The following is a 26,300-nucleotide window of genomic DNA, read 5'->3' as shown; positions in this document are numbered from 1 at the left end:
AGAACTGAAAGTTCCTAAAGCCGTTAAAATAGTTCATTAAATTTTACCCTTTCAAACAGCTCAAGCTTGCCACCATGTGTAGAGTTATAAATTTTCCTTCCCGCACTTTCATACACTAAAGACATCATTTTGTAGCTTTTCAACACATTATCTAACTGAGGATCATGCCAAGTTTTACCTTTACCAAAGTAATCTGGATGGAAATGATTAGTATCGTCCTCTGTTGAAACAATTTCTAACCCATCGACTTGCGCACTATCTGGTATATCATAGCTGAAATCCATTCCCAAAAGGTATACCTTTTCAAATCCAAGATAAAAGGCAATCTGCAAGTTCATCATTGTCACTGATTGGCCACAATATAAGCGTTTAGATGCATCAGTAGAAAACCTTGGTATTCCAAAGTTAGGGCTTTCTTCTCGATAAAAGCCTGTATTCATTCTAAAGAAATAGCAGTTTTCCTTATTTTTTATTTTACTTCTATAGTGAGTTGGGAAGAATCTGTAATCGCAAACGTAATCATTTATTCTTTCTTGGTTGTCATTCATTACGGCTTTGTCTTCGACAACATAGAATGTAGGTTTAAATCCACATTCTTCCGTTTTATAGAAGATACCGTTAACTCCAAAAGTATATTCATTTTTAAGTTTGCTAAAATCTACTTTATTTAGAGATGGCCCGTTACCAAGAATAAAACAACGTTTACCTTTAAATTTATTATTAAGGCTTTTAATTTTTTTTGAATCTGGGAAACCATAAATAAAAGGCTCCTCAAGCATTGAGTAATCAAGCTTATCTCTATCAACAAAACTAAAGAACATTTTTTTTAAGAACATAATCAGACCTAATTTTCATAATTAAAAATAAAACTGTGGCAAATAGAGTAAAAGCAAATAGAGAATTCACAATAAGGACAATAAATACAGAGTCAAAAATAGACAATAGAATAAACGAAAGAAGTGTTTGTATAGAAAAAATCGATGCAACCGATTTTGCTACCTGTAGAGCTTTCCCTTTAAAATAAAGCTCATTCATAAAAACCATCGATAGTGCTTGAAAAAATGACGACAAACATGTCAACCATAATATATCACTAGAAAATTTATAATCTGGGTAAAAAGATTCAATGAATATGCTTCCAATGATCCATAGCACAAGCATTGCAAAAGATAGGAGCAAACTGACAAATTTATAAATTTTATTTACACCACTGTAGCCTGAACTTTCTTTAGAGAGCAAAGTGTTTATTTCAGGTACTATAGCAAGATTGATAGCTGTTACAATTAGCACTGCAATTGCAGATATTTGAAACGCCAAAACATATTCACCTAGTAAACTAACACTAAAGAAAGCAGCTACTAGATACCTCTCAGCACCACTTCGAATCCACCACCCCATAGCCTGAGGCATAAACGCAAGGCCTTCCTTATACACTTTCCAATGAAAGCTAAAATTGTGCCTATAATCGCTTATAGAATTGTTAGATTTCGAACTAGCTTTAAATAAAAATGTAGCCTGAACAAAACTACTAATTAGCATTGCTAAAGACCAAGCAAATATACCTTCATCAAAAAATACAAAAAACACTACCAGATATGTAAATACGAATAGCATTTGTGCAGCAAGATACAAATTTGTATTCTTCGAACACTGAACTATAGCCAAATTAGCTAAGCTATAAGATTTAAGTAATGGTACAGCTAACAATAAATAGACAGACGTGCTTACATTGAAAAAAACAAAAGACAACAAGCTACAAAGAAAAGTTATGGCATATATCCAAAGCGAATTTCCATATAAAGAAAAGAGGAAATCTCTAAAAGAAAGTGATGACTTTTTAAAAAACTCAATTCTAACTAATGCTGCTGAGTTATTACTAATAAATATTGTAAAAACTTCGAGTGTAATAATTAAAAGAGCTAATTTACCAACTAATTGGCTATCAAATGCTTTTGCAAACGAAAAAACAGTAATGAAAGGAATAAACCTAACTAAACCTTCACTCAATCCGAATCGAACAATTTTTGATAAGGTGTCGCTTTTCATTTTTATCTAACTGCTCTTCTTTGCTAAAATTTGAGAAACTCTTTCTCCAATAAAATTCAGCCCTTTTCGATTATAGTGAACGTTATCGACAGTATAATATTTTACCTCTTCATCAGACCAAGCAGATAAATCTACCACGTCATTAAAATGACGTAACATTATTAAGTCTTGTTCCAACTGTTCGTTGATGCAATCCGGCCGATCTCTCCAATAATTTCCTCTCCAATCATTAACTACAGGGTTAATACCTACATAAATAATATTCTCAATTTTTTCCAATGCAGGGATGAATTCATTAATCAAAAATTCACGACTCATAAATTGAAGGCATGCCTCTCCCTCATAATCACATAGAAAGTCGTTCCTATTTTCAAAGTAATGGTACCAGCCCATTTTTTTCAGATAATTTTCCTTATCTTTGAGCATGCTTGTATATGATGATAACGGTCTGGGAGCAAAGTCCACAATACCACAGTGTAATATTATATGGGAGTAACCTTGGTTTTCTGAAGTATATTCAAGAAAGTCTAATAAACTAGTGAATTTATGGGGACAAAGTTCGTACTCAACAGAGTAGCTATCTAAATACCCTCTAATATAGGAGAAATATGGATTTTTATGTTTAAATCTAGGGTAGATTTCAGTCCCCCTAGAGTCTGAGTATAGTAAGACCTTTCCAATATCTGACTTTTTTTTTGCTATCAAATCAAAGGATAAATCATTGATAAACATTACCATTTTATGTATTGTTTTTTTCATATTAATCAGGATCACTTAAACAGCTTGCTATTCCACCATTAATAGATACACATGAACCATGTAAAAAGTTAGCTTTTTCAGAAGAAAGGAAAAGTGCTAAGTCAGCAACCTCATCTGGAGTGCCAATCCTTCCTAGCGGATGGTACGATTCAAGCTCAGAGAATAAGTCTTCCTTTCCCTTAAAACCGTCTTTTAGCATTTCTGTGGAAATTGCTGCCGGCTCAATTGCATTAACTCGAACAGCTCCCCCCAATTCGATCGCTAGATTTCTAGTTAATGCACTCAAAGCAGCCTTAGTCGTTGAATAAGCCAAAAAGTTCTTTTTAGTCAGCTTAGAATGAATAGAACTAATGTTTACGATCGAACCATTATTTAAACCAAGCTCAGTAGCAAAAGATTTTGCAAAAATAAAAGGCGCATGTAAGTTTACATCAAAGCTTAAAGACCAATCATCAAACTCCAATTCATCAAACGGCTTGACGATTTGAATCGCCGCATTGTTTATCAGAACTGAGATTCCTTGAGTATTACTGATTTTTTTTATTTGATGCAAAATACTATTCAGATATGCCTTATCTCGGACTAATTTTGCCAAATCTACTTGTACAGGAAAAAAGTTCTCACCATCAACTTGCTCTTGGTAATCCAAACCAATTACAAGATAGTCATTTTCAAGGTACTTATCTCTAAGTGCTTTACCTATCCCGCCAGCACTGCCTGTAATTAGCGCATATTTTTTACGCGTCATGTAAAAACCCTGATAAATGCTCAATTGCTTTATAGGTTGCTCTGCGAACGCCTTCTACAGCATTGCTACCATTGTGGGAACCGAAAACACACTGCGGCATTTCTCTCAATGGAGATTTTTTTGGCAAAGGTTCAATTTCGAATACATCTAAGCCAGCTGCGTAGAGTTTTTCGTTTTGAAGTGCTTCTACTAGAGCATTTTCATCAATGAGAGGACCTCGAGCAACGTTGATAACCATAGCGCCCGTTTTCATTTTTTCAATCGTAGCGCTGCTAAGCATATGATGATTTTTCTTGTTCAATGAGCAAGTGAAAATCAATGCATCGACTTGCTCCAACCTATCAGGAAAATTAGCACGCTGAACAAACTGATAGCCTTTATTGCCTTCTACACCTGGATCATAAGCAATTACATTCACATCGAATCCAGTTAACCTCTTAGCGACACTTTGACCAATATCACCGAAGCCTACAATACCAATGGTTTTACCTTCGATGCTCATGCCTGCAGGCTTAGGCCAAGAGAAATTATTTCTTATTTCTCTGTCGATAAAATGTGTTTGACGAGTCAGCGCTAGTAGCAAAGAAATAGCGACATCAGCAACTTCACCTCCAAACATGTTCGGAGTGTTTGTGATTGGAATACCAAGCTCTTCGCAAGCGACGAAGTCAACATTATCCACGCCAATGCCCCACTTAACAGCCGCTTTCAAAGCGCCATTTTTTCCCGCTTCAAATACTCGTCTCGTTGCTGGGTCATCCCCAATAATCCATCCATCATAATGCGGCAGCAACTCAATTAATTCTGCCTCAGATAACACTTGGGTTGTCTTTGCTTTAACTAATTCAAGTCCTAGCTTTTTAGCCGGTTCAACAAACTCATCAAATAGGCCCAACATGGTGGGCATGTGACTAATACTTTCATGATTCTATCCCTTTGTTACGTTCTCAGCTAAAGCTCTTGCCATTTCCCAATCTTCAGGTTCATCTATATCAACAGACTCCAACTGAGGAGTTTGGAACATCATTGGCTTTTCACCTATTCTTGCATTTGTTTTCGAAAAACTTTCTTTTGTAAATGCATATAAACAAGAGTTTTCTTCAAACCAAGGGGTGAGATCCTGAGTGCGAACCAAATTATCTGGATCATGATTTACTGGTTTCACATCTTCTGTATAAAATCGAGTTTGGACTTTGTTAACCGTGAACAAAGAGTCATACTCGTTTTGATTTAGGTATTGTTCTAATGCTCTATCAATTGTGTTTGTACTGATCAAAGGGTTAGTCGTATGCGTCATCAAATAAACATCGGCATCAACATTTTTAATATCATCTTCGAGAATTAGATTCATGCTTACGAAGTCGCCACACAGATGTTCCGCTCTTTCTCTAATAACTACGCGATCAGACTCAACTAAGCCGTTCTCAAGAAGAATTTCTCGAGCATCGGTATTAATGATTACCTTATCAATATATTTACTTTCAAGAAGAGAGTCCAAAATCCACTTAAAAAGGGGCTTACCAGCAAGATTTCGGAAGTTTTTTCCTTTAACCCTTTCACTATTTGCTTTCATGGGTAGCAATGCTACAACTTTCTTCATTTACTTGCCTCTTTAAGTTTTTTCTTTGTTAGATTCTTTGGCTTCATTGAGACTTCCATATCTGTCACTCTAGGGTAAAAATATGCAAGCTTAGTTTCATGGGACAACTTTCTTGTTATATGATTGCCTAAGTAACCACCGTAATATTGAGCTAATCTGAACCTAAAAATTGAGTACAGCTCAGTAAGCAGCCTCTTCTGTTTGGTTGCTTCTTTTACATCTTTGGCAATACCAACAAATATATACGTGAGCATATCAAAGAAAGTCATATGAACATGAGGAAGAATCTTTTGTAATGCAATAGCTTCCCGCTCATATCTAATTTTTACTTTACCCCAAGTTTCATCATGGATGTGAAAGACTGGCGCATCAGCTACATAACCAACTTTACCCCCATCTTCTACAAGCTGTTTAGCTAAATACATATCTTCACAGCCGGTAAGGGTTTCATCAAATTTATACTTTTCCCACGTATCTTTTCTGATAGCTGCGTTCGCGTTATTACAAAAGAAGCCCTCTTGCGGAATACAAGACACTCTCGGAAAATATTTATCAAAGAGTTGCCTTTCACTAAATTTAGTATTATCCCTTCCGACTTGTCGGCCATATGTATATTGGCACTTGTCAACCAGTGGAGCTACAAGGTTATGAACCCAAAGCTCATCGCATGGAATACAGTGGCCACTGATAAAAATTAAGTACTGCCCCTGAGCAAAGTCACACCCTACATTCAGCGAACGTCCGAATGTGAAATCTTGCTTCTTAATGTAAGTTATTCTACAGTCGTGAAATTCAGCAATTTTCAGCGTGTCGTCAGTTGATCCTGAATCAACTATTACAACTTCAATTTCAAAAATGTCAGACTGTTGCTTCTTTATGGCTGCAAGTAATTCTGGAAGGTAGCGCTCCTCATTGAGAGTGCGAATAACTACTGACACTAATTCTTTACTCATCCCTATCACCTAAACAAATTTCGATTAAAGAGCCTGACATTGGGTAGTTGACTAATTGTTCATCAGACAAACCACCTCTGGCACTTGTAACAAACAGAGAGTCATTAACTGCTATACAGTTTGTGGGCTGTAATACTGGTAATTGATATTCCATGATTTCGTTTCCTTGAATATCATACTCTTTGATACAACCCCCTCCCCAGATACTGATAAAAACACGGTCTCGGAGCCTACAACCGCCATCAGGGACTTTTCCTTCCTCATCGAATTTTTTCCAGACTTCACGTCGACCTAACAAATCATCTTTGTCATGTTTATATATAATGCCAGCTTTAGAGTCGCTGACTAAGACGTGCTCATCTAGTTCAATGAACGTGTTAGGTATCGAATTACTGTATTCTGAGCTAAAGACTTTCTCGTCACTAACCAAATAGAGTTTTCCAGCATTCTCTTCACCATTAAGGCCCATACTACCGAAGAAGTATCGACCATCAATAAGTTGAACTCCATCGTTCATTCTCATTTCAATGCTGGCTGTATGCTCTATCGTAGTCATATTCGCAGTACATTTAGAGTTACAATCGTAAGAAAAAAGACCTCTTGAGTTTAAGTACACAAGCTGGGGCCAATTCACGTTCAAAATAACACTGGGATAATTTTCTAACTGGTGCACATCAAGGTTTTTTTCGTTAAAAGGGCTATGTAGTACATACAATCTTGATTGAAGAATATCTAACCAAAAGATTTTCTGTGTTGTACTATCATAGTATATTCCTTCTCCGAGCTGATTTTGAGTTTCAGCAACGACTTTAAAATGCATTTCCATTTCTATCTACCCATACCAAACAAAACAGTTTTAGTGGTGAGTAGCAGTATTTTTATATCAAGCCAAAGACTATAGTGCTTAATGTAATAAACATCATATTTATGCTTCCATACAGCATCCTCAATAGATGCACCATATGGATAGCTAACTTGAGCAAGACCTGTCACACCGGGTTTGACTGCATGCCGAAATCGATAGTAAGAGATTTCCTTTTCCAAATCGGTAATGAATATTTCCCTTTCAGGTCTTGGACCTACGATTGACATTTCGCCTTTCAAAACATTAATCAGCTGCGGCAACTCATCAATTCTCGATTTTCGAATAAACTTACCGACTTTAGTTACGCGAGCATCATTTTTTATAGCCCACTGCGCACCATTTTTTTCTGCATCATTTCTCATAGATCTAAATTTGATAACATCAAATTCTTGGTTATAAAGACCAGTCCTTCGTTGCTTAAACAAAATAGGGCCAGGGCTTTCAAGTTTAATCAAGATAGCTGCCAAAATAGCAATGGGCAAAGTCAGCATTAACAACAAAAATGCCATCACGATATCTGTGCCCCGTTTTAATATTTTGTCGCGCTTGTTACTTAAAATCGAAAATGCCTTTTGGTGTAAAAAGTAACTACTGTGAAGTAACTTAACTTCTGTATAACCTAAGCGTTCATCCAAATAGCTAACAAGAGGCTCGACCCAAGCCCCACATTCTGTTGCCGTTACAAGAAATTTACGCTGCTCTTTCGTTAAATCAGAACTCTGATAGTGACATATAACTTTGTTACTAAAGTCACGTACTGAATAATCATTGAGCACTATATCAAATGTATAATCATCAATTATTCTCCCGATAGTCAATTCGGAAGTTTCAGGACAATATACATAAATGACCGGTTGCGATAATGCTTCTTTTTTTGATTTGAACTGTTTGACTACTGGAGTAGTTTGAGTATCACTCAAAGAAACCTGTTTAGTCGGTACTCTATCAAGTTTACGAGCTGTGTTAGTCACTTCTTGTCCATTCATTTTAAGAAACCTTTGTTCATACTAGTTAAGGTAATCAGCATTGTGTCGAGTTCTAGCTATCTGACTTATACTCGTAGTTATAGTATCCGTAGTAACCGTATGCATTGCTTGATTTACGAACCACACCATTAAAAACTACGCCCTTAACATCAATACCATTTTGCTCAAATCGGTTACGAGTGATCTCAAGCTCTTTGATATGGTTTTGACCAAAGCGAGTTACTAGTAACGTAGTGCCTGCATGAGCACCAACAATCGCAGGGTCGGTTACAGCCAAGATAGGTGGTGTATCCACTATCACCAAATCATACATTTTACTCACTTCAGTAATCAGCTTACTAAAGTTTTCATGCATAAGTAGTTCTGACGGATTTGGTGGAATTTGACCGCGTGTCATTACATGAAGCCCGTCCACCTGGCTCGGCTTAATCACTTGAGCAAGACTCAACCTACCTGACAGGTAATCACTTAAACCATCATTCCATTTCATACCAAACTGTGTTTGCAAGTAGCCTTTGCGCATATCCGCATCAATTACAAGTATGCGTTTATCACTTTGAGCTAGTACTGTAGCAAGGTTAGCTGTAATAAACGATTTACCTACACCAGGACTCGGACCAGAAATGGCAATCACATTATTTTTGGCCTCTAGCATGGCGAAATGCAAACTAGTGCGCAGGCTTCTCAATGCTTCTATTGAAAGGTCTGCAGGGTTGTCCACTGCCAAAATAGATTTAGCTTTGGCCACTTTGCCTTTTCGTGCTTTTGCGAAGCCAGTCAACTTGACTTGGTATTCTGAGAACGGAACACTTGCGTAAACAGGTAAGCCTAGAGCTTCAATCTCGCCTGGGTCTTCTATTCCCTTGTGTAACGCCTTTTGAACAAGCACGATTGCAACTGCAAACATGCTACCAAGCATTGTCGACAATACTACAATTAGCGCCTTTCTAGGCTTAACAGGCTCGGTAGTATTTACCTCTGCGTAATCAACGATACGCACATTACCAACTGTACCCGCACGCACAATATCTAACTCTTGAGTTTTAGCTAGTAATAGAGTATAAATTTCATTGTTTACTTCAACATCACGTTTTAGACGCAATAGCTCGCGTTGTGTTTCAGGGAGCCCCTGAACTTCACCAGCAAATTCATTACGCTGCCTTTTGACTGTTTCAATCTGCTCTACAACGCCGCGATATGCAGGGTGTTCACGTTTAAATTTTCGCCCAAGCTCAAGACGTTTGAGTTCAAGCTCTTGTAGTTTAGTTTCCAATGCAACTATCTGTTCTAGTACACCTTGGGTCTCTAAACTAATATCTATAGATTCTTGGCGAATTTGATAATCATTAAAAGCTTTTTCAGCACGTTCAAGGCTACGCTTTACTTCTGGTAATTGAACTTCTAAAAACTCCAAGGATTGTTGTGCTTCAGCACTGTTACGCTCTACATTGCGACGTACATAGATTCCAGCTACTTTATCCAGAACAGTTTCCGCATAGTCTGGGCTCTTATCTTGAAGCGCTAAGTTAATAATACCCGAATCCTTGCCTTTCTCAGACGCAGCAATAGCGCCCTGTAAGTCTATAATTGTCTGCAGACGATTGCGTTTAATAATAGAGAATTCGGTATTCGGGCGCGCAATTAATGTCTTAATTGTAAGCTCAAAGAAGCCATTCTTAACAGATTCACCAACTTTACCCGCAAGAATTTCATCTCCACCCTCAGTCAACAAAGCGAATGATTCTTCGGCTCTTGCTTGTAGCACGAACTCTTCACCAATTGCACTGTTAGGTACTTTAAAACGATGTATTTCTACTTTCTCGCCACCCCATGCATAGGATTCAGCACCAAAGCTTGCTTCTGCTACTTCACCCTCATTTTGTGCGACAAACTTACGATAACTACGACCACCAAAAAGTGGAAACAGCTTTGGCTCAACAACAGTGTCTAGATTCAATGTATCAACAGCTTCGCCAATAACACTTCTTGATTTAAGTAATTCAATCTCTGTTACCGCGGCCGATGTACTCTCGAACATGCCAGACATGTCATCAAAACCAGGGACCGAGCCCCCTTTTTCTTCTACCTGCACCATAGCGGTTGCTTGGTAGACTGGTGTACTAAATATTGCATACGCAACACCAAGCAGCATAAATAATGCTGTCACACCCGCAATAAACCACTTTGCGTCAAGCAACGCACCAACAAGAGCCATCAAGTTTATTTCTTGATGATCTTCTTTTTGTGACTTTTGCGGAGAAATTAGATTTGGCTGAGCATTCATATACCCATGTTTCCTTATAAATACTTTTGCCAAGCGCCACAAGCGCTTTCGATAAGCTCGTAAACGTGTTGAAACGCTTCTCTTGATTGACGATATGGATCGGGGATCTCTTTATCTCCAATCCATTTACCAAGTAGAAAGGTTTTGCCACGAGCTTGAGGGTAGCGGTTACACAGGTCTTCTAAGTGCCTGTGTTCCATTACTAAAATGAGGCTATTTTGTGCCACCAAGTTACCATCTAGCTGGCGACCTTGGTGTGGACTCATGTCGATTCCTTGTTCATTTGCCAGCTCTTGTGCAAGAGCATCGGCGGCCTTTCCTTCCAAGGCAGTCAGGCCTGCAGACGAAACCTTAACATTTTTACCTGCTAATTGACTTTTCAACAGGTATTCTGCTGTTGGGCTGCGGCAGATATTACCTGCACAAACCATTAAAACACTATCAAACATGAGTACTCACAATTACTGATTTTCTATATCTTGAAGTGCATCCACTGTTGACAGCGAAGGCAATAACAAGCTGATAACTTTGTTCCAACGGGCGAGTGGAGCACTGGTTACATAAACAATATCTTGTGGCTGTAACTCGAACTGCTCTGCTAGCACTAAAGAAGCAACATTTTTAGAATGCAACTGATATACATCAGCAAGCACGCCATCTTTTTGCAGATTGCGTTTACGTAATACAAATACACCATTTGCATCTGCAGTACGTTCGTTAAAGCCACCTACGTCAGTTAACGCTTCGGCTAAACTTAAACCATAACGATTTACGCTAACTTTACCTGCTTTAACTACATCACCTAGCACATACACATTACGTTTGTCATTGCGGCTAATATGGACAATATCACCATGTCTCAACAGGCGATTTTGTGAAATATCACCCTCAGAATAAAAATCGTCCAGCTGTATAACTTCCGTCTTGTTGCCACGTGTAAATGTTACGGTTTCCCAATCAGCATTTTCAGTTAAGCCACCTGCTTGACTGATTGCATCAATAAGCGTTACGGGAGTTTCTGTAATTGGATACACACCAGGCTTACTGACCTCACCTGTTACATAAGCCTTTTGACTTTTAAAACCAACAACTTTAACGTCAATTTGAGGCTCTTCAATAACTCGGCTTAATCTTTTTGCAAGCTCTGCTCTAAGTTCATTTACCGTTCTGCCTGCTGCTGGAACTTTTGGCGCATAAGCAAAATTAACCGTGCCATCTGCTTGTACTCTAAAACCGTCAAATTCAGCAGTTCTTTGTACTGCTGCCGGTATGGTAAGCTCTGGATGATCCCATACACCAATGGTGATCACATCACCTACACCAAGGCGGTACTCATAGCTAGATACATCAACTGATGAAAGCTTAGCGCGATCTATTGGCTTTGCCTTTTTAATCTTATGCTCTTGAACGAGCTGAGAGTCGATGATATGAATATTTACTTTTTCAAGATCACGTTCGAGATTTGCTGTTTGCTCACCCGAACCAATACCTTCAAAGTGGCCACCAGGTATCATCGTACAGCCACCCATTGCTAACAGTAATGCAGAAGCAATGATCGTTTTACAGCGTTGCGCCATTGTGTCTTCCCAATTATTTTAAAATCTTTCACTATGTGCTGCTTAAATATACAGCGGTTCATTTTAAGTGCGCTAATTAAAGCATGCACTAATTTTAATCGCAAGGAGAGTGTCAAGCACACTCCACCCAACCATTCACAGGCACGCTTCCGCCCTTAGGTTACAGCTCCTAATTGCTGATACAAAATTCTTTCTGTAGCACCCAGCTTTGTAGAACAAATAAGGCATCACTATTGATAATGACCTAATATGTACCTAACTATAGGTATAAACTCAAAAAATATAATAGAGATTAAAGCTTTAAAATATCTCGACTCAATCACCAATAGAGACATTACCGATACTCAAAGCACCAAGGCCAATCAAAGCCGCGCATTATACTCTTTTTTTCAGGTACAAAACACACCCTTTGCTGAAAAAATAACAACAAATGAAATCCTAAATTAGATTTTTTGAATAGCACTATTAGATGCAATAATTTGGGTATACTGATTAAGTAATTTTATCAATAAAACACTTCGTATATCACCTTCAGGTTGCTGATATATAGCAAGCAAATCCTTGTAACAACCTTCGGTGATTTTAACAGTGTCACCTGTTTTAATTTCACAGTCAGATTCCTGCTTACTATGTTGCATCAATTGCGCAACTAGCTCATCAGGAACTACTTGCAATTTAGAGCCATAGCGAACAAAATCTGTTACTCCGCGCGTATACTTTACTGCAGAAAAGTGAACAGAATATGGATCTAGCTTTACGAAAAGGTACCGAGGAAAAAGCGGCTGCTCTACCAGCTTAGACATCGCTGTTTTACTTTTTTTATACGTTGGAAAACAGGACTCTATACCTTGATTTGATAAATTTGAGTGAGCTCTAGCTTCTTGTTTAGGCTTACAATAGAGTAAATACCAGCGTTCCATGCAATAACCCATTGGTAATTATGCGTGCTCTAAATAATGGCACATATTATACGTGATTCAAGTCGAGTGTCCATAAGTACATTAATAAATTAGTGTCTTATATACAGTGGAGAATCATGTGTGATCCATACAATTTTAGCCATCACAAAACGTTACAAAAAACACAACAATCTCTACCACCGCTCACTTCATCGCACTTCAATTGACCTTTGCCTAATCACACCTAAAAATATCTCTGGTGTAGACTTTATCCTCAACGTCCATCAGTTCATCAACCATCCTATTAGAAATAATGATATCGCTGCGCACTTTCAATTCATCGAGTGATCTAACAACTTCAGAGTGGAAAAAATGTTCTCCGGCAAAACTGGGTTCATAAACAATAACAGTCACTCCCTTCGCTTTGATTCGCTTCATTATGCCTTGTACCGCAGAAGCTCTGAAGTTATCCGAACCCGACTTCATAACTAACCTATATATACCAACTACCTTTGGATTCTTAGCTAATATCGAGTTTGCAATAAAGTCTTTGCGCGTGGTATTTGCATCAACAATAGCTGCAATCATATTGTTTGGTACATCTTTGTAGTTAGCCAGTAGCTGCTTAGTGTCTTTTGGTAAACAATAGCCACCATAGCCAAAAGATGGGTTGTTGTAGTGGTTTCCTATTCGAGGGTCTAAACCTACACCTTCAATAATTTGTCGACTGCTTAAACCATGTGCTTCAGCATAGCTATCCAATTCGTTAAAGTAGGCAACACGCATCGCTAAATAAGTATTGGAAAACAGCTTTATCGCTTCAGCTTCAGTAGAGTCTGTGAATAGAACTGGGATGTCCTGTTTTTTTGCACCTTGCACCAAAAGTTCAGCAAACAGTTTAGCTCGCTCACATTCTCCGCCAACAATCACCCTAGAGGGGTATAAATTGTCATGCAAAGCCTTTCCTTCACGCAAAAATTCAGGTGAGAAGGTTAGGTTTTTAATACCAAACTTTGCCCTCACACTTTGTGTGTACCCCACTGGGACGGTCGATTTAATAAATACTGATGCAGTTGGAGCTAATTCCATTACGTCTTTGATAACAGCTTCAACTGATGAGGTATCAAAGTAATTAGTCTCAGGATCGTAATCAGTAGGTGTCGCTATCACTATAATTTCAGCGTTTTCATACGCCAGCTTTTTGTCAGTAGTAGCTGTTAAATGAATATCTTTTCGTGCCAAGTAGTCTGAGATATCTTTATCTTCTATTGGAGAAAGGCCGTCGTTTAACATATCGACTTTTTCTTGAACTATGTCTAACGCAACCACTTTGTTATGTTGAGCTAACAAGATTGCATTGGACAAACCGACATAGCCAGTACCAACTATTGTAATATTTAAACCGTTTTGCATGCGTTGTAAAATCCTCAAACCTTGCGCTTTCTATACCACTTCAATAATCGCCAGGCGTGTAAAATGGCGTAATTATAGAGGAAAAATATACCTAAAAAGGTGAAAAACATGATGGATTCAGACACAGCAAGCAGCTCGCCTAAAATACCAACCGCAGCAAATACAACACCAATGAGTGAAATAACAAACAATGCATGTCTGGACGTAAAACCAGCTCTTAGGAAAATGTGATGGAGGTGGTCTCTATCTGGGCTAAAAGGTGACTTCCCCTTTCTTACACGACGAATGATAATAGCAGCCATATCCATCAAGGGCACTGCCACTATCCATAATGCGGTTACAGGACGAAATGCGCTGATTTCACCTTGAGTATTAGTAACTAACAACCATACAACGGTGAAACCAATAAACATACTACCGGCATCACCCATAAATATTTTTTTAAACTGCGTACCAAATACACCCAAGTTAAAAATCAGATATGGAACGAGCGAAACAACCAATAAGATTGAGATTAGGCTTGTCTGCCCACTATTGAACAGGAGAATAGAGATAGCAGTAAGTGTAATGATTGCCATGGAGCCTAACAGGCCATCTATGCCATCAACCATGTTGAATGCGTTGATCATACCAATGACAGCAACATAGGTGAATATCACACCGAACCAAGCAAGATTGATATTGCCAAAGAAGAGAATATTGCCCAAATCTTGGATATAACTATCCACAGAAAAAATCATCAGGGACGCAACTACAACTTGGAAAAACACTCTAAATCTAACGCTAAGATCGTGTTTGTCATCCATCACGCCTAATATCACCATCAAACCGGAAGCAAATAAATAACTGGCGAGCTCTTTACTGAACGGAAAAAACAAACTTGCGGTGATCAATACACTGCTGAATACGGCAATGCCACCAATTAGTGGAATATTCCCTTCATGCTTTTTTCTTTCATTTGGTTTATCGACTAAATTAAATCGAATCGCCACTGGTCGCACTAAGCCAATCGTCGCTAAAGTCATAGCGAACGAGAAAAACAAGGCTAACATGAGCTCCATTAAAGACTCTCCAACTTCATATGTATTCTTCCACTTAAAGTTAAAATCTAGACCAACTGAATAAAACTATTGCTATCGAAACAAGAGCAGAGAGGTGATGGCCCAAAAGCCTCACTCAAAGTTCTGCATTATATCCGATGAGAACCTCAAGTGCACTATGAAAACCTCAATCAACCATATGTTTTACTGGGTAATGAAGTAAAAAAAAACAGTTTAGTTGTTATTATTTGTTAAGCAAAAAAAACCATAGAAATTTTCAATGAGTTACTACAAAAATTATCATTAACAACGAGCTAATATTTGCTCTCACCGACCAACAACTCGTCTAGGCTCCATTTTTTAAGTGAAAGCTTATTTTAATTTTACATACAATCACAATTAACCTTTACCTAATATTAACATCTCACATTATTTTGCTTTCAATTCTCAGGTTTAATGATTTTTTTTAATTCTGTATAATCCTACTCCTTTTGTATTTCTAGGATGTCTACCTAATGACTAATTCAACTTTGAGCATGCGCAAAGAGCCGCCGGAATTTGGCGAATTAGTTCGATTCATGTGGTCTGCAAAATTAGTAATATTAGGCATCAGTTTTGCCTGCGCCGTCATGGGGATTGCGCTAGCATTAAGCGTACCAAATATCTATCGCTCCACCGCAGTCCTTGCTCCAACACAAAATATTAAAAATGGTTCGGGAGACCTTGGCGGGCAACTGGGAGGCCTCGCTGCACTTGCTGGCATTTCAGCGACAAATGACAGTGGATTTAAAACAGAGGTGGCCTTAGCTAAACTCGTAAGTAAAAGCTTTCTATACAAATTTATCGATGACAATGAGTTGCGAGTGCCTTTGTTAGCTTCCGAATCTTGGGATCCAGAAACAAACACTCTACATCTAAACAAAGACATCTATGACGATAAAAGCAAAAAGTTCATAGAGTTAGAAGAAAGTAAGCAACTTTGGAAAGCTTACATGGAGCTGACTGAGTCACTGATAATTGATAAAGAAAAAAGCGGCCTGTATAGCCTGTCGTATGAGCATCACTCTCCACACCTTGCTCAAACTATATTAAAGAAGCTAATCGTGGAACTAAACGCAACGATGAAGCTTTACGATATAGAGCAAGCTAAGAAAAGTATTGAATACCTTAATAATAAGCTAGAGCAAACAAATGTCTCTGATATGCAAGTCGTTTTTTATCGATTGATAGAAGAGCAAACGAAGCAAAAGATGCTCACCGAAATAGAAGATGAGTATATTTTAACAACCATTGATCCCCCCAGCTTTCCAGATGAAAAATATGGCCCCAAGCGTGCTTTCATAGTGATTGTTTGCACCTTCCTTGGAGGGCTATTGGCGATGTTTGTGTACCTTGTTAAATTCTATGCAGCGAGAAACAAATGAGCCTATCACCACTTGTTACCATCTACATGCCAACACATAACCGCTTAGGTAATCTGCAAAGAGCGATAAGAAGCATAGAGTCCCAAAGTTACGGCAATTGGGAGCTCATCATTGTTAATGACGGCTCTTCTGACGGCACGAATGAATACCTCGAATCGCTGAACAATAACAAGATTCGAGTATTTCATAATGTGCCAGCACAAGGGGCTTGCCATGCAAGGAATGTTGCAATAGAAAATGCTAAAGGCTATTTCATCACAGGCTTAGATGATGATGATGAGTTTACCCCAGATAGACTGCAAATATTTATCGATTCATGGAATGATACATATAGTTTTTTATGTAGTCCCGTGACTGTTGTTAGAGGAACAAACCATAAAGTACATCCCTATTTTATCGGTGAGTTAGATTTACAAGATATATTGGTCATCAATAAAGTTGGCAACCAGATCTTTTGTAAAACAGAGGACCTCAGAGCGATTGGAGGATTTGATACATCCTTTAAAGCTTGGCAGGATTATGACACTTGGGTGAGATTCACACAGCGATTTGGTAAAGGCATCAAGCTGGATAAATCGACCTACCTGCAACATGAGGATGATAAAACTGGTAGCATCACTCGCTCACCAAATCGACTGATTGGCTTTCAACAGTTTTTGGATAAACATCAACACCTGATGAGTTCAAAACAAAAACTAGCAATGAACTGTTGGGAGAAGATCATCCAAGGGCAATGGGTACCTCTATTAAAGCTTGCCTTAGCTGACAAGAACATTGTTAAGTATGGGTTACTGCATAATCTTAAACTGGCTATGGGTCGATGAAACTATTGTTTGTAATGGAAGACTTCACCTTTGGTGGCGTCGAGCGCGTAACATTGCAGCTTATAAAAGGGCTGATCGGTGATTATGACTGCAAGATATCAGTTGCCTGTCAATCCGAATCAGGCCCGCTACTGAGTGAGTTTCAAAAGCTATGTCATGTCAGTAAAGATGCGCATACTATCACTGCTTTTAGAAGCCTTAACACAGCATTTCAGCCCGATGTGGTGGTATTTACCAAAGGTGGATTATCAAAGTTAGGGGCATTTATTCCTAGCAAATCCAAATCAATTGTCATACAGCACGTACCAATCCAGTTACCTGAAGCAAGTAGAATAAAAAATATACTCAGGCGCATGGCGGCGTCGATACTCTTTCGCACCGTCAACAAGGTGGTCTGTGTTTCAGATGGGATTTTAGACAACCTTATAAAACTAAAGGTCTGCTCTGCATCCGATGCAATACGAATATACAACCCAGTGCTCAGTGATGATATTCAGCAACTCGCAAACGAGCCCCAAGATGAATATCACAACTACTACGTCTGTGTTGGCCGACTGCATTTCCAAAAGGGCTATGATTTACTGCTCAAAAGTATTGAGCAACTAGATGATTTCAAAAGTAAGGTTGTTATCCTCGGAGACGGCCCAGATCGTCAGCAGCTACAGGCATTAATTGAGCAAAAAGGTCTACAGGATACCGTTGTACTACATGGCCTAACGAATAACCCATATAAATATATCAAACATGCGAAAGCTATTCTGCTGTCGTCGAGGTGGGAAGGGCTCCCTACTGTTTTGGTTGAGGCAAGCTACCTTCAAACCCCTATCGTTGCTTTTGATTGTCGCTATGGACCTAAAGAGCTGACGCAGAGCGGCCAGTATGGCTTACTCATCCCTTTTGGGGAAACTGATAAATTTGCACAAGCTATTTTAGATGTAGAACGGGGATTGGCACCAAATTCTGTCGATGTTGAGGAGTTTAAATTGCCATCAGCTGTAAAGAATTACTACACATTATTTAAGTCACTATGAAAGAATCACTCAACAAAAAAATTCATTCGGGCGAACAGTTTGACGAGATCCGACTCCAAGCTTTGCAGTTGAGTAAGCCTGCCGCAATTTCGTTTGTAAATCCATTTTCTTACTATGAACTCCAAAAACGCGACGACCTTATTGATGGTATTGACTATTTCTTTTCGGACGGCGCTTTATTGTGCAAGTTGCATAATTTATTTTTGCCTAAAGTGACGCGTGCAAGTTTTGATTACAGTTCTATTGCCGGCCCATTTCTACAGTATGTAAGTGACAATAATCTAACGATTGCAGTAATTGGCGCCACAGAAGCTGAAAACTTAAAAGCGGTAGACGTACTGCGCAAGCAATATCCTAATATAAATATTGGATATCACCGTAATGGCTATATTCAAAACGCTGAAGCCGTGTATAAAGAACTCGAAACACACAACATTGATGTTGTGTTAGTCGGTATGGGCACTCCCTATCAAGAGACCTTTTGCGTCAACGGAAAAAAAGCGCTTGCACGACCTATGTTGTTTGTTACTTGCGGTGGTTTCTTGACTCAAACATCTATCAAGGCTGATTACTATCACCCTATTATAAAAAAGCTTGGGTTGCGTTGGTTACAAAGAGTAGTGATGCATAAGCATGTACGCGATAGGGTAATCCGTCAGTACCCTAAGTTTGTGTTGAGCTATCTTTACCATATGATTAAAAAGAAGTAAGCCGATGCAGCGAACCAGCTTTCCACATATAGTTACGTATGCTTGTATATTTGTCTTATTTTACTGGCCGATCTATTTTATTCCTTCGGTAGCGCCGCCAGTGATGCAAAAATCGTTCTTTGTGGTCATGCTGCTTGTACTCACTGCAAGTGTGCTAGCAACCAGAACTAGACTCTTGATACCCGCTCTGTCATATGTCTATTTCTTCCCCATCCTAGCGATGTTTGTTGCTTTTTTCTTCCAATGGCAGAAATTTTCCGCATTTCATGCTGGCGTATTGGTTAAGCCATTTATGCTATTTCTGTGCACGCTTGCCTTTTTCTCGCTATTAAAAGCACACTTTAAGCTAGTCGAGCTGCCTAAGTTAGGAAATATCCTATTTATTATGCTCTTACTACAGCTTGTTTTAATTGCCCTACAAATCATCTTGGGCGACATTCCTGCACTCAAAATCATCAGCTTTAAAAAAGTCTATGATGGCTTTGGATTTAGAGCACCGGGTAGTTTCGATTGGGTGTATATCACCTGCTATGTTTTGAGTTTTTATTTGGCGTACTTCATTGTAGAGCTGTTTTTGGGTACTAGAAAAGCCATTGCACTACTGATGATTATTATGATCTTTATAGCTATCTTCCTTTCTCAGTCAAAAACAGGGTATTTAGCAACAGCTTTGCTCGCACTCTACTTTTCACTACTCTCTATAACGCTGAATTTAGGGATTGCAAAAAAGCTACTCCTGCTCAAGTTATGTTTTATCTCAGTTGCTACTTTTGCCATCATCCAACTCAATCTAAACTTGGACTACATTGCCAACTTTATTGAGCTGATGTCACAAGGCCAATTAGATGGCTCTACATCAACGAGAAAACTACAAACGATTATTGCCATAGAACAGGGCCTAACTTATTGGTACTCTGGCTCGCCCCTCGCCTTGAACGGGGTTATTATTGAAAACACTTATCTGGATTATCTGTTTCGATATGGCTTACTTGGCTTTATTAGCATTGTGCTGTTATTTATGACTTGCTATTTTTACTCGTTAAAAGTGTGTTTTACATCCAGAAAAAATATCAGCATTCTGGGATTTAAACATTTACAGCTAAGTATTGCGGCCCATATAGCCATCACCTCAGCAATACTGTATGGATTTACCGGGACACCGTTAGATGCATCACGTTCCGCTATCTGGTCAGCATTTATATTAGCCTTGATTGCCTATCTTGATCATATCAATAAAACGCACCTATCTGCACGTGCCAACTAATTGTTTTATACGTGATGATAGGGTCGAGAAGAAGCAATTCATAAGCACTAACTAACTCTTAAAGACTGATCATATTGAGTCAAAAGGTCGCTAGGCTTACGACTGCACGATAAGATTAATGATTGCATAAGCAAATAGATTAATGGCTATGACTGACACTGTCGTTTTAACTGTGCATTTAGCTCCACATCGACCAAAAAACATCACAGCACATACAGTTAACAATAGCTGTAAAGCTGCCATAGCATAGCTAAAGGTGAAAATATCTCCCAAAAAAGCCACAATTATGACAGTCACACAACTCACTATCGAGGTTATCAAATTCCAGTAAAACTCATAGTGAACTTGCCCCTTGGCTTGAATAGCCATGCCAAGTATGGTCCCCATTGGTCGGAGTAACCCAATGATGATCAAAATAGAAAATATTGGTAAAAACTGGGCGTATTTATCCAGTCCCATAAACTGGCTAGTAAACAATAGCCCCGCGAATAACAGTAGGTAGATACTAAGGTTTAGCAAAGAAATTTTGAATAAAAAGTCGTTTAAATAAGTCGTAAATCTAACTTCGTCAAATTGCAGCTTAGCAATACTTGGAAAAAACATCCTAGCTATCAGAGGTCTGACAAATTTTACAGGTTGTAACACCATTTCTTTGGCAAAGGCATACACACCAAGCGCCTCTAGACCCAGTAACTTGCCTATAACGAGCTGATCAAGCTGCGTTTTTATTTGATTTATGACTTGTGAACCCATTTGGTAACTGCCAAATTTTAAAGCCGGTATCGCAATAGACCAATCAGCGCTTCGTGATGGGTGCCAGTCACTACGTGCTCTTAATAACATCAATCCGACCCTGACAGCGGAGGCCGTGATGATTGCGTAGATATAGGATAAAACGACGGGGGTTTCTAATTGGATAAACATAAACGTGCTTCCCAACAATATCAGTTTGGCAACGATATCTATTTGAGATAGCTCTATGTTATAACCCGCCTTTATAAAGTGCGCTTGGTATTGGGCACCGACGCCCAATAACAAGAAGTTGATGGAAGTAATTAATAAATAGCTAAATATTAACGGCTCATCGTAAAACAACGATACTGGATATGCTAACAGGAGCATCACCAAACCAGCCACCGCCCCTAAGCCTTGGTTAATAAAGTGAAGCGCGCTTTTTTGCTGCGTACTAAGGTCTTGTTTATGGATAAAGTAGTTGGCTAACCCCATATCCTGAAACAAGAAAACAATCGATAACACGATATTTATGATAGCCAAAATACCTAACGCTTCAGCATTACCATAAAACGCTATCAAAAAATAAATAACAAATTGGCTCACCCCAGCAATGCCGGAGGAACCTAAAATCCATAGGCCTTGTTTATTAGCACTCATGGGTTTGCTTCGATATCTGTGCTAACTCATCATATAATTTACTTTGATTGAATTGTGTATCAATCGTGTGTAGAGCATTCTTTCTAATTGCTTCTATGTCATAGCCATCAGTACTGAGCTTCGATAGCACTTGAGCCAGCTCATTCGGTGATCGCTCATTAACTAGCAATCCATTGACTTCATGTTGAATTAATTCAGGAATTCCACTGTGGAATGTTGAAACGGTGATCAACCCCATCGCCATTGCTTCCATCAAGGCCACTGGGATCCCCTCCATATCGCCATTTTTTGCCACAACTGAAGGTAATAAAAAGACATCTGATGCTTCAAGTAAACTAGTGACTTGTTCTTGGGGTTGAAAACCGAGCAACTTGATTTCTCGTTGCAGTTTAAGCTTTTCTATTTGCTCGATAATTTCATTTTTAAGCGGACCATCACCTACTATCTGATATTCAAAGTCGACACCTTGCTCTTTTAGTAGTTGCATTGCATTGATGGCATCTTGCAACCCTTTCTTTTCAATAAAACGGGCTACAGATATAATTCTTAAAGGCTGCTGTAATGGTTGCTCGAATGCACGACTGCGAAACAGTTCAATATTGATCCCCATTCTGTTAACCGTAATCTTTTGCTCGTTACAGCCCAGCTCAATGAGTTTGTTGCGCCAGAGATTACTGATTGGCAGCATTCCCTCACCAGAAACAAATAGTTGTTTGTAATCACCCGAGAAGGTGTTCAATATTTCTTTGACTGAAATATCTGCGCCATGGAAGATAGTCAATATCTTACCCTCAAGTAAGCCTAACCGGCGCATCTTTTCTGCAACCACGCCCGCCGTACCGAAGTGAGCAATAAAGACATCTGATTTAATGACTCGACTGTTTCTGCCTGCAATACTGGGTAACAGTAATGATTTACTGTGTATTCCGAACTGTTTGTAGTTTAGAGCTGACAGAATTTTTGCAAACCGACTGGGGCGCAGCACCCCTAAAATTCGGCTTAACTTTGCTTGAAGCGCTGACTGATTGGCATTTTCCTGAGTCAAATACGTTGTCTTATCTAGCAACTTGTATTTATCCACTAGGCTATGCGTTTTTGTCATATCACCTTGTGATATAGCAACAATTTCGACATCTAAGCCCCGTTCAATTAAGCCTACAATTTGGCTGATAACAAACGTTTCTGATGACACAGGAAACTGACCGAGAAAAAATGTTACTTTCATGCCAGTTCCTTGATTTGCTTTAGCGTATCTTCAACCATCTTGGTAACCCGAGCGCGTTCTTGGGCTACTTTCACTGTCATATTCTCTTTGATTGCGCTCAGATTCTGCAAGTTATTGAACACTGCACTTTGTAACGTACCATCGAACAAGCTGCTAACGTCCATAGAGAGTTCCGGTAGGTCCAATTGCTGCATAATACCTTTGGATTTATGCTCATAGTTCAACGCAATCGCAGGGGTAGCAAAATTCATTGAAATGATGGCACTGTGCAAACGTGTTCCGAGGGTCAACTGGCAAAGACTCAATAAACTGCCTAACTCCACATCGTTCAGCTCGTCCATAACCACATGACAAAGCGCTTTATTCTTAACTTTCTCTTTAACCGTTAACGCAACCATACGGTCATCACGTTGATAACTATCGATACCCGTGCAAGTAGATACTATCAACACTTGGTACCCCTTGTCGTTCACACTATCAATAAGCTCTGCAAGCTTAACTTCATACTCTTGCTGAGTCACACCGAGCCTCTTGTCGAACGGTGCCAGTTTTCTCATGGTCATTGCAATAGTTGGCTGACTTGTCACCAATTGACTCAAAGCTTCCGGAATGGCTACGGGGTCATTTGGCACAACCCAAGCTGTATCAGCACCTTCAGATACTTTGCTGGTAACTATGTTAGCCTGCTCCATAAGTTGCAAGCTCACCGACTCTCTTAGAGCAAGTGTGTTGACCTTACTAAACACTTTTGAAGCCAGCTTTTTATAACGATCACTTTCGAAAGGTCCCACGGAGTGACCCAGCATAAACAGTGGCTTGTTCGCAAACAAAGCACAGATCGCATGTTCAAATTGCGCAGGTCCATATAGGTCAACAAAAAATGACCCACCCACCTGAATAACAGCGTCATATTGTTGCAATGCGCCAACCTGCTGCTGAATGTGTGCTGGTAATGTGCTTACAGGCTTATTCAACTTATTGATCAATTGATAAGATTGAAAACGTTGGCTGACGCGTTTCCACAGCCTGTCAACAAAGCCATTTGCACTACCGTGATAGGCATGAAGCTCATCCATCATCACCTTTTCTCCAAGCAAAAAGCTGGAGCTGATAGGAAAGCGACTGATGATATCGAGCTCAATAGTTGGTTCTTGTTTTCTTAGCTCGGCTATTAACCCTCTCAATATAGCCGCATCACCACGATTACCACACGTGTGATTCCCAACTAATAATAGCTTCATGCTCATCCTCTACTACTGTTACTACTTAATGATAATAGGCGCGCTGTAAAGCTCTGAGATTGCCTCACCAAACTCATCCACCTCTGATTCACTCTTGACCACTTTGGTGGTGATTAGCATCATCAGCTCTGTTCTTTGCATTGTGTCTTCTTTGGCTTTGAATAAATTACCGAGTACTGGTAACTCACTTAATCCAGGCACGCCTTGAGTGAAGTCACTCTTTTTCTCTTGGATAAGTCCACCTAGTGCCACAGTTTGCCCATCACCTGACAACACTTCAGTGGTGATAGAACGGTTAGTAATCGTTGGTGAAGATACCCCTAACTTATTCGGCTTACCATCGCTTACTGACATAGAAACAGAGAGCGTAACAACCCCTTGGGAATTAATAATTGGTGTAATCGATACATTCACACCGGTAGAACGATACTGGATTGAATTAGATACAGAGTTATTGTTACCAATGTTCTCAACCGTCTGGGTGATGATAGGAATTTGATCACCCGAGCTAAGCGTCGCGGACTCACCATCTCTGACAATGAAATATGGTCTTGATAACACTCGTGCATCACCTATGGCATCATTCCAGTTAAATTCCGCTTTCCAATCGCCGGAAATAACCTGTCCAAACAACGCACCTGTGGCTGAGTCCAGCGTAAGTGCATCATTGCCCGATGCACCAGCTTTATTATACAGCCACTTAATACCTGAAGACATTTCATCTGTCAGGGTGATCTCCAAAATAGTGACGTCCAAGATCACCTGACCTGGCAACACATCCATTTTTTTCAATAAAGACTCGATTAAGCGGTATTCGTCTTTATCGGTGTAAAAGATTAGCGCATTCTGTTGTTTATCTAGGCTAAACTTTACGTTTGAATTTTGACCACCCATAGCAGCTTTACCCGCACTATCTGAGTTGCCTCCAGCTTGAGAGCGCCCTTGCAGTAATACGGTGAGTGATTCACGCATATCGTCTGCTTTTGCGTATTTGGGCTTGTAGATAAAGTACTGCCTTTCATCACCAGCCAGTGGCACATCTATTTTTCTTGCCCAAAAGCCCACTCTTGCAATGGTTTCTTGGTTTGCAGCGTAGGCAACAAATGAGTTAATGCGTGGTAATGGTACAAATGACACATCCCCCTCTTTTGACACTTGCAAGCCATCTTCTTGTAATAACTTTTCGATTTGCTCAATCCCCTCTAGCGGCGAAATATGTGCAAATTCAAATAAACGGATTTCTCTACCAAATGCTCTTGGCACATCTAGCATATTGATAATTTTAATTGCCCGAGTCAGTTCCGCCCTTTCACCTTCAAGGATAATTAATTTCTGTAGCGAGTTAATTGTTACTTTGGCGGTCGAAAGCTTACTTAAAATGCTTGAGACGTTTCTGCTACTGCTATAAACATATGGCACAATATGGGTAATTGGGCCCGCAACATCAGGTACATCTTGTTCTTTGTTACCTATACCTACAGCGATTGAGTTTTTCTGAGTCGCCCCTGATGATTTTGATAGATAGAGGATCTCGTCTTTTCTGTAACTTGTTACACCGCTTTCTTCCAGCGCTTTCATCGCTACACGATAAAATTCTTGACGTTCAATCGCTGAAGAGAGATTCAAGGTAATGGTGTCATTAGAAGCTGATAACTGCGGAGACATTACATAATTGATACCTAGCAATTCTTGAAATACCTTATTAGTAAACTCTTTTACTGGCATTTCATCAGCAGAAAATGTAATCGCCTCACCTTCCAAACGAGGCGCCGTTTTTGCGTCTTCTTGAAGGCGAGTGATGCCACCCCAGTCGTCAACTTGTTCCACTTTAAAGTCTCTGTTGTCGCTGTCAGGTGCTTGCTTCTCCACTGACGTACTCACCTGCGACTGCTTTGTCTTCAACAAAGATTTTTCTATTTGTAAATCTTTATCTCGCAGGCCTGTCTTACTCGCACAGCCGGAAACCAATATTAATGACATCAACGTCAAACAAGCTTTCTTCGAAGGCTTTAAAATCAT

24 protein-coding genes are annotated in these 26,300 nt (G+C 39.4%); 5 read left to right on the top strand and 19 right to left on the bottom strand.

What is annotated here, in order from left to right:
• Positions 1 to 23: 23 nt before the first annotated feature.
• From C2M32_RS04795 to wecA, 15 genes are all read right to left on the bottom strand, one after another.
• Positions 24 to 836: a 6-hydroxymethylpterin diphosphokinase MptE-like protein gene (locus C2M32_RS04795; RefSeq protein ID WP_105167362.1), complete on the bottom strand. Its 813-nt coding sequence runs from the start codon at positions 834 to 836 to the stop codon at positions 24 to 26.
• Entirely contained in the window at positions 811 to 2,046 is a 1,236-nt protein-coding gene (locus C2M32_RS04790) for a hypothetical protein (RefSeq protein WP_158678133.1), read from the bottom strand. The genes C2M32_RS04795 and C2M32_RS04790 overlap by 26 nt, the downstream gene beginning before the upstream one ends.
• A 6-nt stretch (positions 2,047 to 2,052) precedes the next feature.
• Positions 2,053 to 2,805: an SGNH/GDSL hydrolase family protein gene (locus C2M32_RS04780; protein ID WP_105167359.1), complete on the bottom strand. Its 753-nt coding sequence runs from the start codon at positions 2,803 to 2,805 to the stop codon at positions 2,053 to 2,055.
• 1 nt (position 2,806) lies between these two features.
• Positions 2,807 to 3,553 (bottom strand): SDR family NAD(P)-dependent oxidoreductase, encoded by a 747-nt coding sequence (locus tag C2M32_RS04775; protein ID WP_105167358.1) that lies wholly within the window; start codon positions 3,551 to 3,553, stop codon positions 2,807 to 2,809.
• On the bottom strand, positions 3,543 to 4,460 hold the full coding sequence (locus C2M32_RS04770) for a phosphoglycerate dehydrogenase (RefSeq protein ID WP_199886114.1): 918 nt from the start codon (positions 4,458 to 4,460) through the stop codon (positions 3,543 to 3,545). Before C2M32_RS04770 ends, C2M32_RS04775 begins: the two co-directional genes overlap by 11 nt.
• 21 nt (positions 4,461 to 4,481) lie before the next feature.
• Complete coding sequence (locus tag C2M32_RS04765; protein WP_199886113.1) at positions 4,482 to 5,153, bottom strand: acylneuraminate cytidylyltransferase family protein; 672 nt, start codon at positions 5,151 to 5,153, stop codon at positions 4,482 to 4,484.
• Entirely contained in the window at positions 5,150 to 6,106 is a 957-nt protein-coding gene (locus tag C2M32_RS04760) for a glycosyltransferase (protein ID WP_105167357.1), read from the bottom strand. The genes C2M32_RS04765 and C2M32_RS04760 overlap by 4 nt, the downstream gene beginning before the upstream one ends.
• Positions 6,099 to 6,926 (bottom strand): SMP-30/gluconolactonase/LRE family protein, encoded by an 828-nt coding sequence (locus C2M32_RS04755; protein WP_234401222.1) that lies wholly within the window; start codon positions 6,924 to 6,926, stop codon positions 6,099 to 6,101. The genes C2M32_RS04760 and C2M32_RS04755 overlap by 8 nt, the downstream gene beginning before the upstream one ends.
• Positions 6,927 to 6,934: 8 nt before the next feature.
• Positions 6,935 to 7,957, bottom strand: a complete 1,023-nt coding sequence (locus tag C2M32_RS04750) for a sugar transferase (protein WP_105167355.1) — start codon at positions 7,955 to 7,957, stop codon at positions 6,935 to 6,937.
• Positions 7,958 to 8,009: 52 nt separating this feature from the next.
• Positions 8,010 to 10,241, bottom strand: a complete 2,232-nt coding sequence (locus tag C2M32_RS04745) for a polysaccharide biosynthesis tyrosine autokinase (protein WP_105167354.1) — start codon at positions 10,239 to 10,241, stop codon at positions 8,010 to 8,012.
• A gap of 14 nt (positions 10,242 to 10,255) precedes the next feature.
• Positions 10,256 to 10,690 (bottom strand): low molecular weight protein-tyrosine-phosphatase, encoded by a 435-nt coding sequence (locus tag C2M32_RS04740; RefSeq protein WP_105167353.1) that lies wholly within the window; start codon positions 10,688 to 10,690, stop codon positions 10,256 to 10,258.
• A 12-nt stretch (positions 10,691 to 10,702) separates the two neighbouring features.
• A complete protein-coding gene (locus tag C2M32_RS04735; protein WP_105167352.1) occupies positions 10,703 to 11,818 on the bottom strand; it encodes a polysaccharide export protein in 1,116 nt (371 codons plus the stop codon).
• A gap of 443 nt (positions 11,819 to 12,261) precedes the next feature.
• Positions 12,262 to 12,738 (bottom strand): transcription/translation regulatory transformer protein RfaH, encoded by a 477-nt coding sequence (rfaH, locus tag C2M32_RS04725; RefSeq protein WP_105167350.1) that lies wholly within the window; start codon positions 12,736 to 12,738, stop codon positions 12,262 to 12,264.
• 213 nt (positions 12,739 to 12,951) lie between these two features.
• Positions 12,952 to 14,130 carry a nucleotide sugar dehydrogenase gene (locus C2M32_RS04720; protein ID WP_105167349.1) on the bottom strand — a complete coding sequence of 393 codons (1,179 nt, stop codon included), beginning with the start codon at positions 14,128 to 14,130 and terminating at the stop codon, positions 12,952 to 12,954.
• A 14-nt stretch (positions 14,131 to 14,144) separates the two neighbouring features.
• Complete coding sequence (gene wecA / locus C2M32_RS04715) at positions 14,145 to 15,191, bottom strand: UDP-N-acetylglucosamine--undecaprenyl-phosphate N-acetylglucosaminephosphotransferase (protein ID WP_105167348.1); 1,047 nt, start codon at positions 15,189 to 15,191, stop codon at positions 14,145 to 14,147.
• A gap of 494 nt (positions 15,192 to 15,685) precedes the next feature.
• On the opposite strand from wecA, the gene C2M32_RS04710 reads away from it, so the two are divergent.
• From C2M32_RS04710 to C2M32_RS04690, 5 genes are all read left to right on the top strand, one after another.
• Positions 15,686 to 16,594, top strand: a complete 909-nt coding sequence (locus C2M32_RS04710; protein WP_105167347.1) for a Wzz/FepE/Etk N-terminal domain-containing protein — start codon at positions 15,686 to 15,688, stop codon at positions 16,592 to 16,594.
• Positions 16,591 to 17,418, top strand: a complete 828-nt coding sequence (locus C2M32_RS04705; protein WP_105167346.1) for a glycosyltransferase — start codon at positions 16,591 to 16,593, stop codon at positions 17,416 to 17,418. The genes C2M32_RS04710 and C2M32_RS04705 overlap by 4 nt, the downstream gene beginning before the upstream one ends.
• Positions 17,415 to 18,449 carry a glycosyltransferase gene (locus C2M32_RS04700; protein ID WP_105167345.1) on the top strand — a complete coding sequence of 345 codons (1,035 nt, stop codon included), beginning with the start codon at positions 17,415 to 17,417 and terminating at the stop codon, positions 18,447 to 18,449. The genes C2M32_RS04705 and C2M32_RS04700 overlap by 4 nt, the downstream gene beginning before the upstream one ends.
• On the top strand, positions 18,446 to 19,159 hold the full coding sequence (locus tag C2M32_RS04695) for a WecB/TagA/CpsF family glycosyltransferase (RefSeq protein ID WP_105167344.1): 714 nt from the start codon (positions 18,446 to 18,448) through the stop codon (positions 19,157 to 19,159). Before C2M32_RS04700 ends, C2M32_RS04695 begins: the two co-directional genes overlap by 4 nt.
• Positions 19,160 to 19,262: 103 nt before the next feature.
• Positions 19,263 to 20,423 (top strand): hypothetical protein, encoded by a 1,161-nt coding sequence (locus C2M32_RS04690; RefSeq protein ID WP_158678132.1) that lies wholly within the window; start codon positions 19,263 to 19,265, stop codon positions 20,421 to 20,423.
• Positions 20,424 to 20,519: 96 nt separating this feature from the next.
• On the opposite strand, the gene C2M32_RS04685 is transcribed toward C2M32_RS04690, so the two are convergent.
• The 4 genes from C2M32_RS04685 to C2M32_RS04670 are packed head-to-tail and all read right to left on the bottom strand — an operon-like array spanning position 20,520 to position 26,300.
• The gene (locus C2M32_RS04685) at positions 20,520 to 21,815 is read right to left on the bottom strand and encodes an oligosaccharide flippase family protein (RefSeq protein ID WP_105167342.1); all 1,296 of its coding nucleotides are present in this window, start codon (positions 21,813 to 21,815) and stop codon (positions 20,520 to 20,522) included.
• Positions 21,805 to 23,040, bottom strand: a complete 1,236-nt coding sequence (locus C2M32_RS04680; RefSeq protein ID WP_105167341.1) for a glycosyltransferase — start codon at positions 23,038 to 23,040, stop codon at positions 21,805 to 21,807. Before C2M32_RS04680 ends, C2M32_RS04685 begins: the two co-directional genes overlap by 11 nt.
• Complete coding sequence (wcaK, locus tag C2M32_RS04675; protein ID WP_105167340.1) at positions 23,037 to 24,281, bottom strand: colanic acid biosynthesis pyruvyl transferase WcaK; 1,245 nt, start codon at positions 24,279 to 24,281, stop codon at positions 23,037 to 23,039. The genes C2M32_RS04680 and wcaK overlap by 4 nt, the downstream gene beginning before the upstream one ends.
• A 21-nt stretch (positions 24,282 to 24,302) precedes the next feature.
• Complete coding sequence (locus C2M32_RS04670) at positions 24,303 to 26,300, bottom strand: secretin N-terminal domain-containing protein (protein WP_158678131.1); 1,998 nt, start codon at positions 26,298 to 26,300, stop codon at positions 24,303 to 24,305.

This window comes from Pseudoalteromonas sp. T1lg23B, from assembly GCF_002964665.1.
Classification (GTDB): Bacteria; Pseudomonadota; Gammaproteobacteria; order Enterobacterales; family Alteromonadaceae; genus Pseudoalteromonas.
The sequence above is the reverse complement of the archived record's forward strand: the minus strand, read 5'-3'. Positions and strand labels throughout refer to the sequence as shown.

What these genes read in the sequence shown, in the direction of transcription:
- C2M32_RS04760 (WP_105167357.1), bottom strand. Translation starts at nt 6,106, where the DNA reads ATGAGTAAAGAATTAGTGTCAGTAGTTATTCGCACTCTCAATGAGGAG.
- C2M32_RS04710 (WP_105167347.1), top strand. Translation starts at nt 15,686, where the DNA reads ATGACTAATTCAACTTTGAGCATGCGCAAAGAGCCGCCGGAATTTGGC.
- wcaK (WP_105167340.1), bottom strand. Translation starts at nt 24,281, where the DNA reads ATGAAGCTATTATTAGTTGGGAATCACACGTGTGGTAATCGTGGTGAT.
- C2M32_RS04790 (WP_158678133.1), bottom strand. Translation starts at nt 2,046, where the DNA reads ATGAAAAGCGACACCTTATCAAAAATTGTTCGATTCGGATTGAGTGAA.
- C2M32_RS04680 (WP_105167341.1), bottom strand. Translation starts at nt 23,040, where the DNA reads ATGAAAGTAACATTTTTTCTCGGTCAGTTTCCTGTGTCATCAGAAACG.
- rfaH (WP_105167350.1), bottom strand. Translation starts at nt 12,738, where the DNA reads ATGGAACGCTGGTATTTACTCTATTGTAAGCCTAAACAAGAAGCTAGA.
- C2M32_RS04700 (WP_105167345.1), top strand. Translation starts at nt 17,415, where the DNA reads ATGAAACTATTGTTTGTAATGGAAGACTTCACCTTTGGTGGCGTCGAG.
- wecA (WP_105167348.1), bottom strand. Translation starts at nt 15,191, where the DNA reads ATGGAGCTCATGTTAGCCTTGTTTTTCTCGTTCGCTATGACTTTAGCG.
- C2M32_RS04795 (WP_105167362.1), bottom strand. Translation starts at nt 836, where the DNA reads ATGTTCTTAAAAAAAATGTTCTTTAGTTTTGTTGATAGAGATAAGCTT.
- C2M32_RS04695 (WP_105167344.1), top strand. Translation starts at nt 18,446, where the DNA reads ATGAAAGAATCACTCAACAAAAAAATTCATTCGGGCGAACAGTTTGAC.
- C2M32_RS04705 (WP_105167346.1), top strand. Translation starts at nt 16,591, where the DNA reads ATGAGCCTATCACCACTTGTTACCATCTACATGCCAACACATAACCGC.
- C2M32_RS04740 (WP_105167353.1), bottom strand. Translation starts at nt 10,690, where the DNA reads ATGTTTGATAGTGTTTTAATGGTTTGTGCAGGTAATATCTGCCGCAGC.
- C2M32_RS04755 (WP_234401222.1), bottom strand. Translation starts at nt 6,926, where the DNA reads ATGCATTTTAAAGTCGTTGCTGAAACTCAAAATCAGCTCGGAGAAGGA.
- C2M32_RS04770 (WP_199886114.1), bottom strand. Translation starts at nt 4,460, where the DNA reads ATGCCCACCATGTTGGGCCTATTTGATGAGTTTGTTGAACCGGCTAAA.
- C2M32_RS04750 (WP_105167355.1), bottom strand. Translation starts at nt 7,957, where the DNA reads ATGAATGGACAAGAAGTGACTAACACAGCTCGTAAACTTGATAGAGTA.
- C2M32_RS04780 (WP_105167359.1), bottom strand. Translation starts at nt 2,805, where the DNA reads ATGAAAAAAACAATACATAAAATGGTAATGTTTATCAATGATTTATCC.
- C2M32_RS04775 (WP_105167358.1), bottom strand. Translation starts at nt 3,553, where the DNA reads ATGACGCGTAAAAAATATGCGCTAATTACAGGCAGTGCTGGCGGGATA.
- C2M32_RS04690 (WP_158678132.1), top strand. Translation starts at nt 19,263, where the DNA reads ATGCAAAAATCGTTCTTTGTGGTCATGCTGCTTGTACTCACTGCAAGT.
- C2M32_RS04670 (WP_158678131.1), bottom strand. Translation starts at nt 26,300, where the DNA reads ATGATTTTAAAGCCTTCGAAGAAAGCTTGTTTGACGTTGATGTCATTA.
- C2M32_RS04735 (WP_105167352.1), bottom strand. Translation starts at nt 11,818, where the DNA reads ATGGCGCAACGCTGTAAAACGATCATTGCTTCTGCATTACTGTTAGCA.
- C2M32_RS04765 (WP_199886113.1), bottom strand. Translation starts at nt 5,153, where the DNA reads ATGAAGAAAGTTGTAGCATTGCTACCCATGAAAGCAAATAGTGAAAGG.
- C2M32_RS04720 (WP_105167349.1), bottom strand. Translation starts at nt 14,130, where the DNA reads ATGCAAAACGGTTTAAATATTACAATAGTTGGTACTGGCTATGTCGGT.
- C2M32_RS04745 (WP_105167354.1), bottom strand. Translation starts at nt 10,241, where the DNA reads ATGAATGCTCAGCCAAATCTAATTTCTCCGCAAAAGTCACAAAAAGAA.
- C2M32_RS04685 (WP_105167342.1), bottom strand. Translation starts at nt 21,815, where the DNA reads ATGAGTGCTAATAAACAAGGCCTATGGATTTTAGGTTCCTCCGGCATT.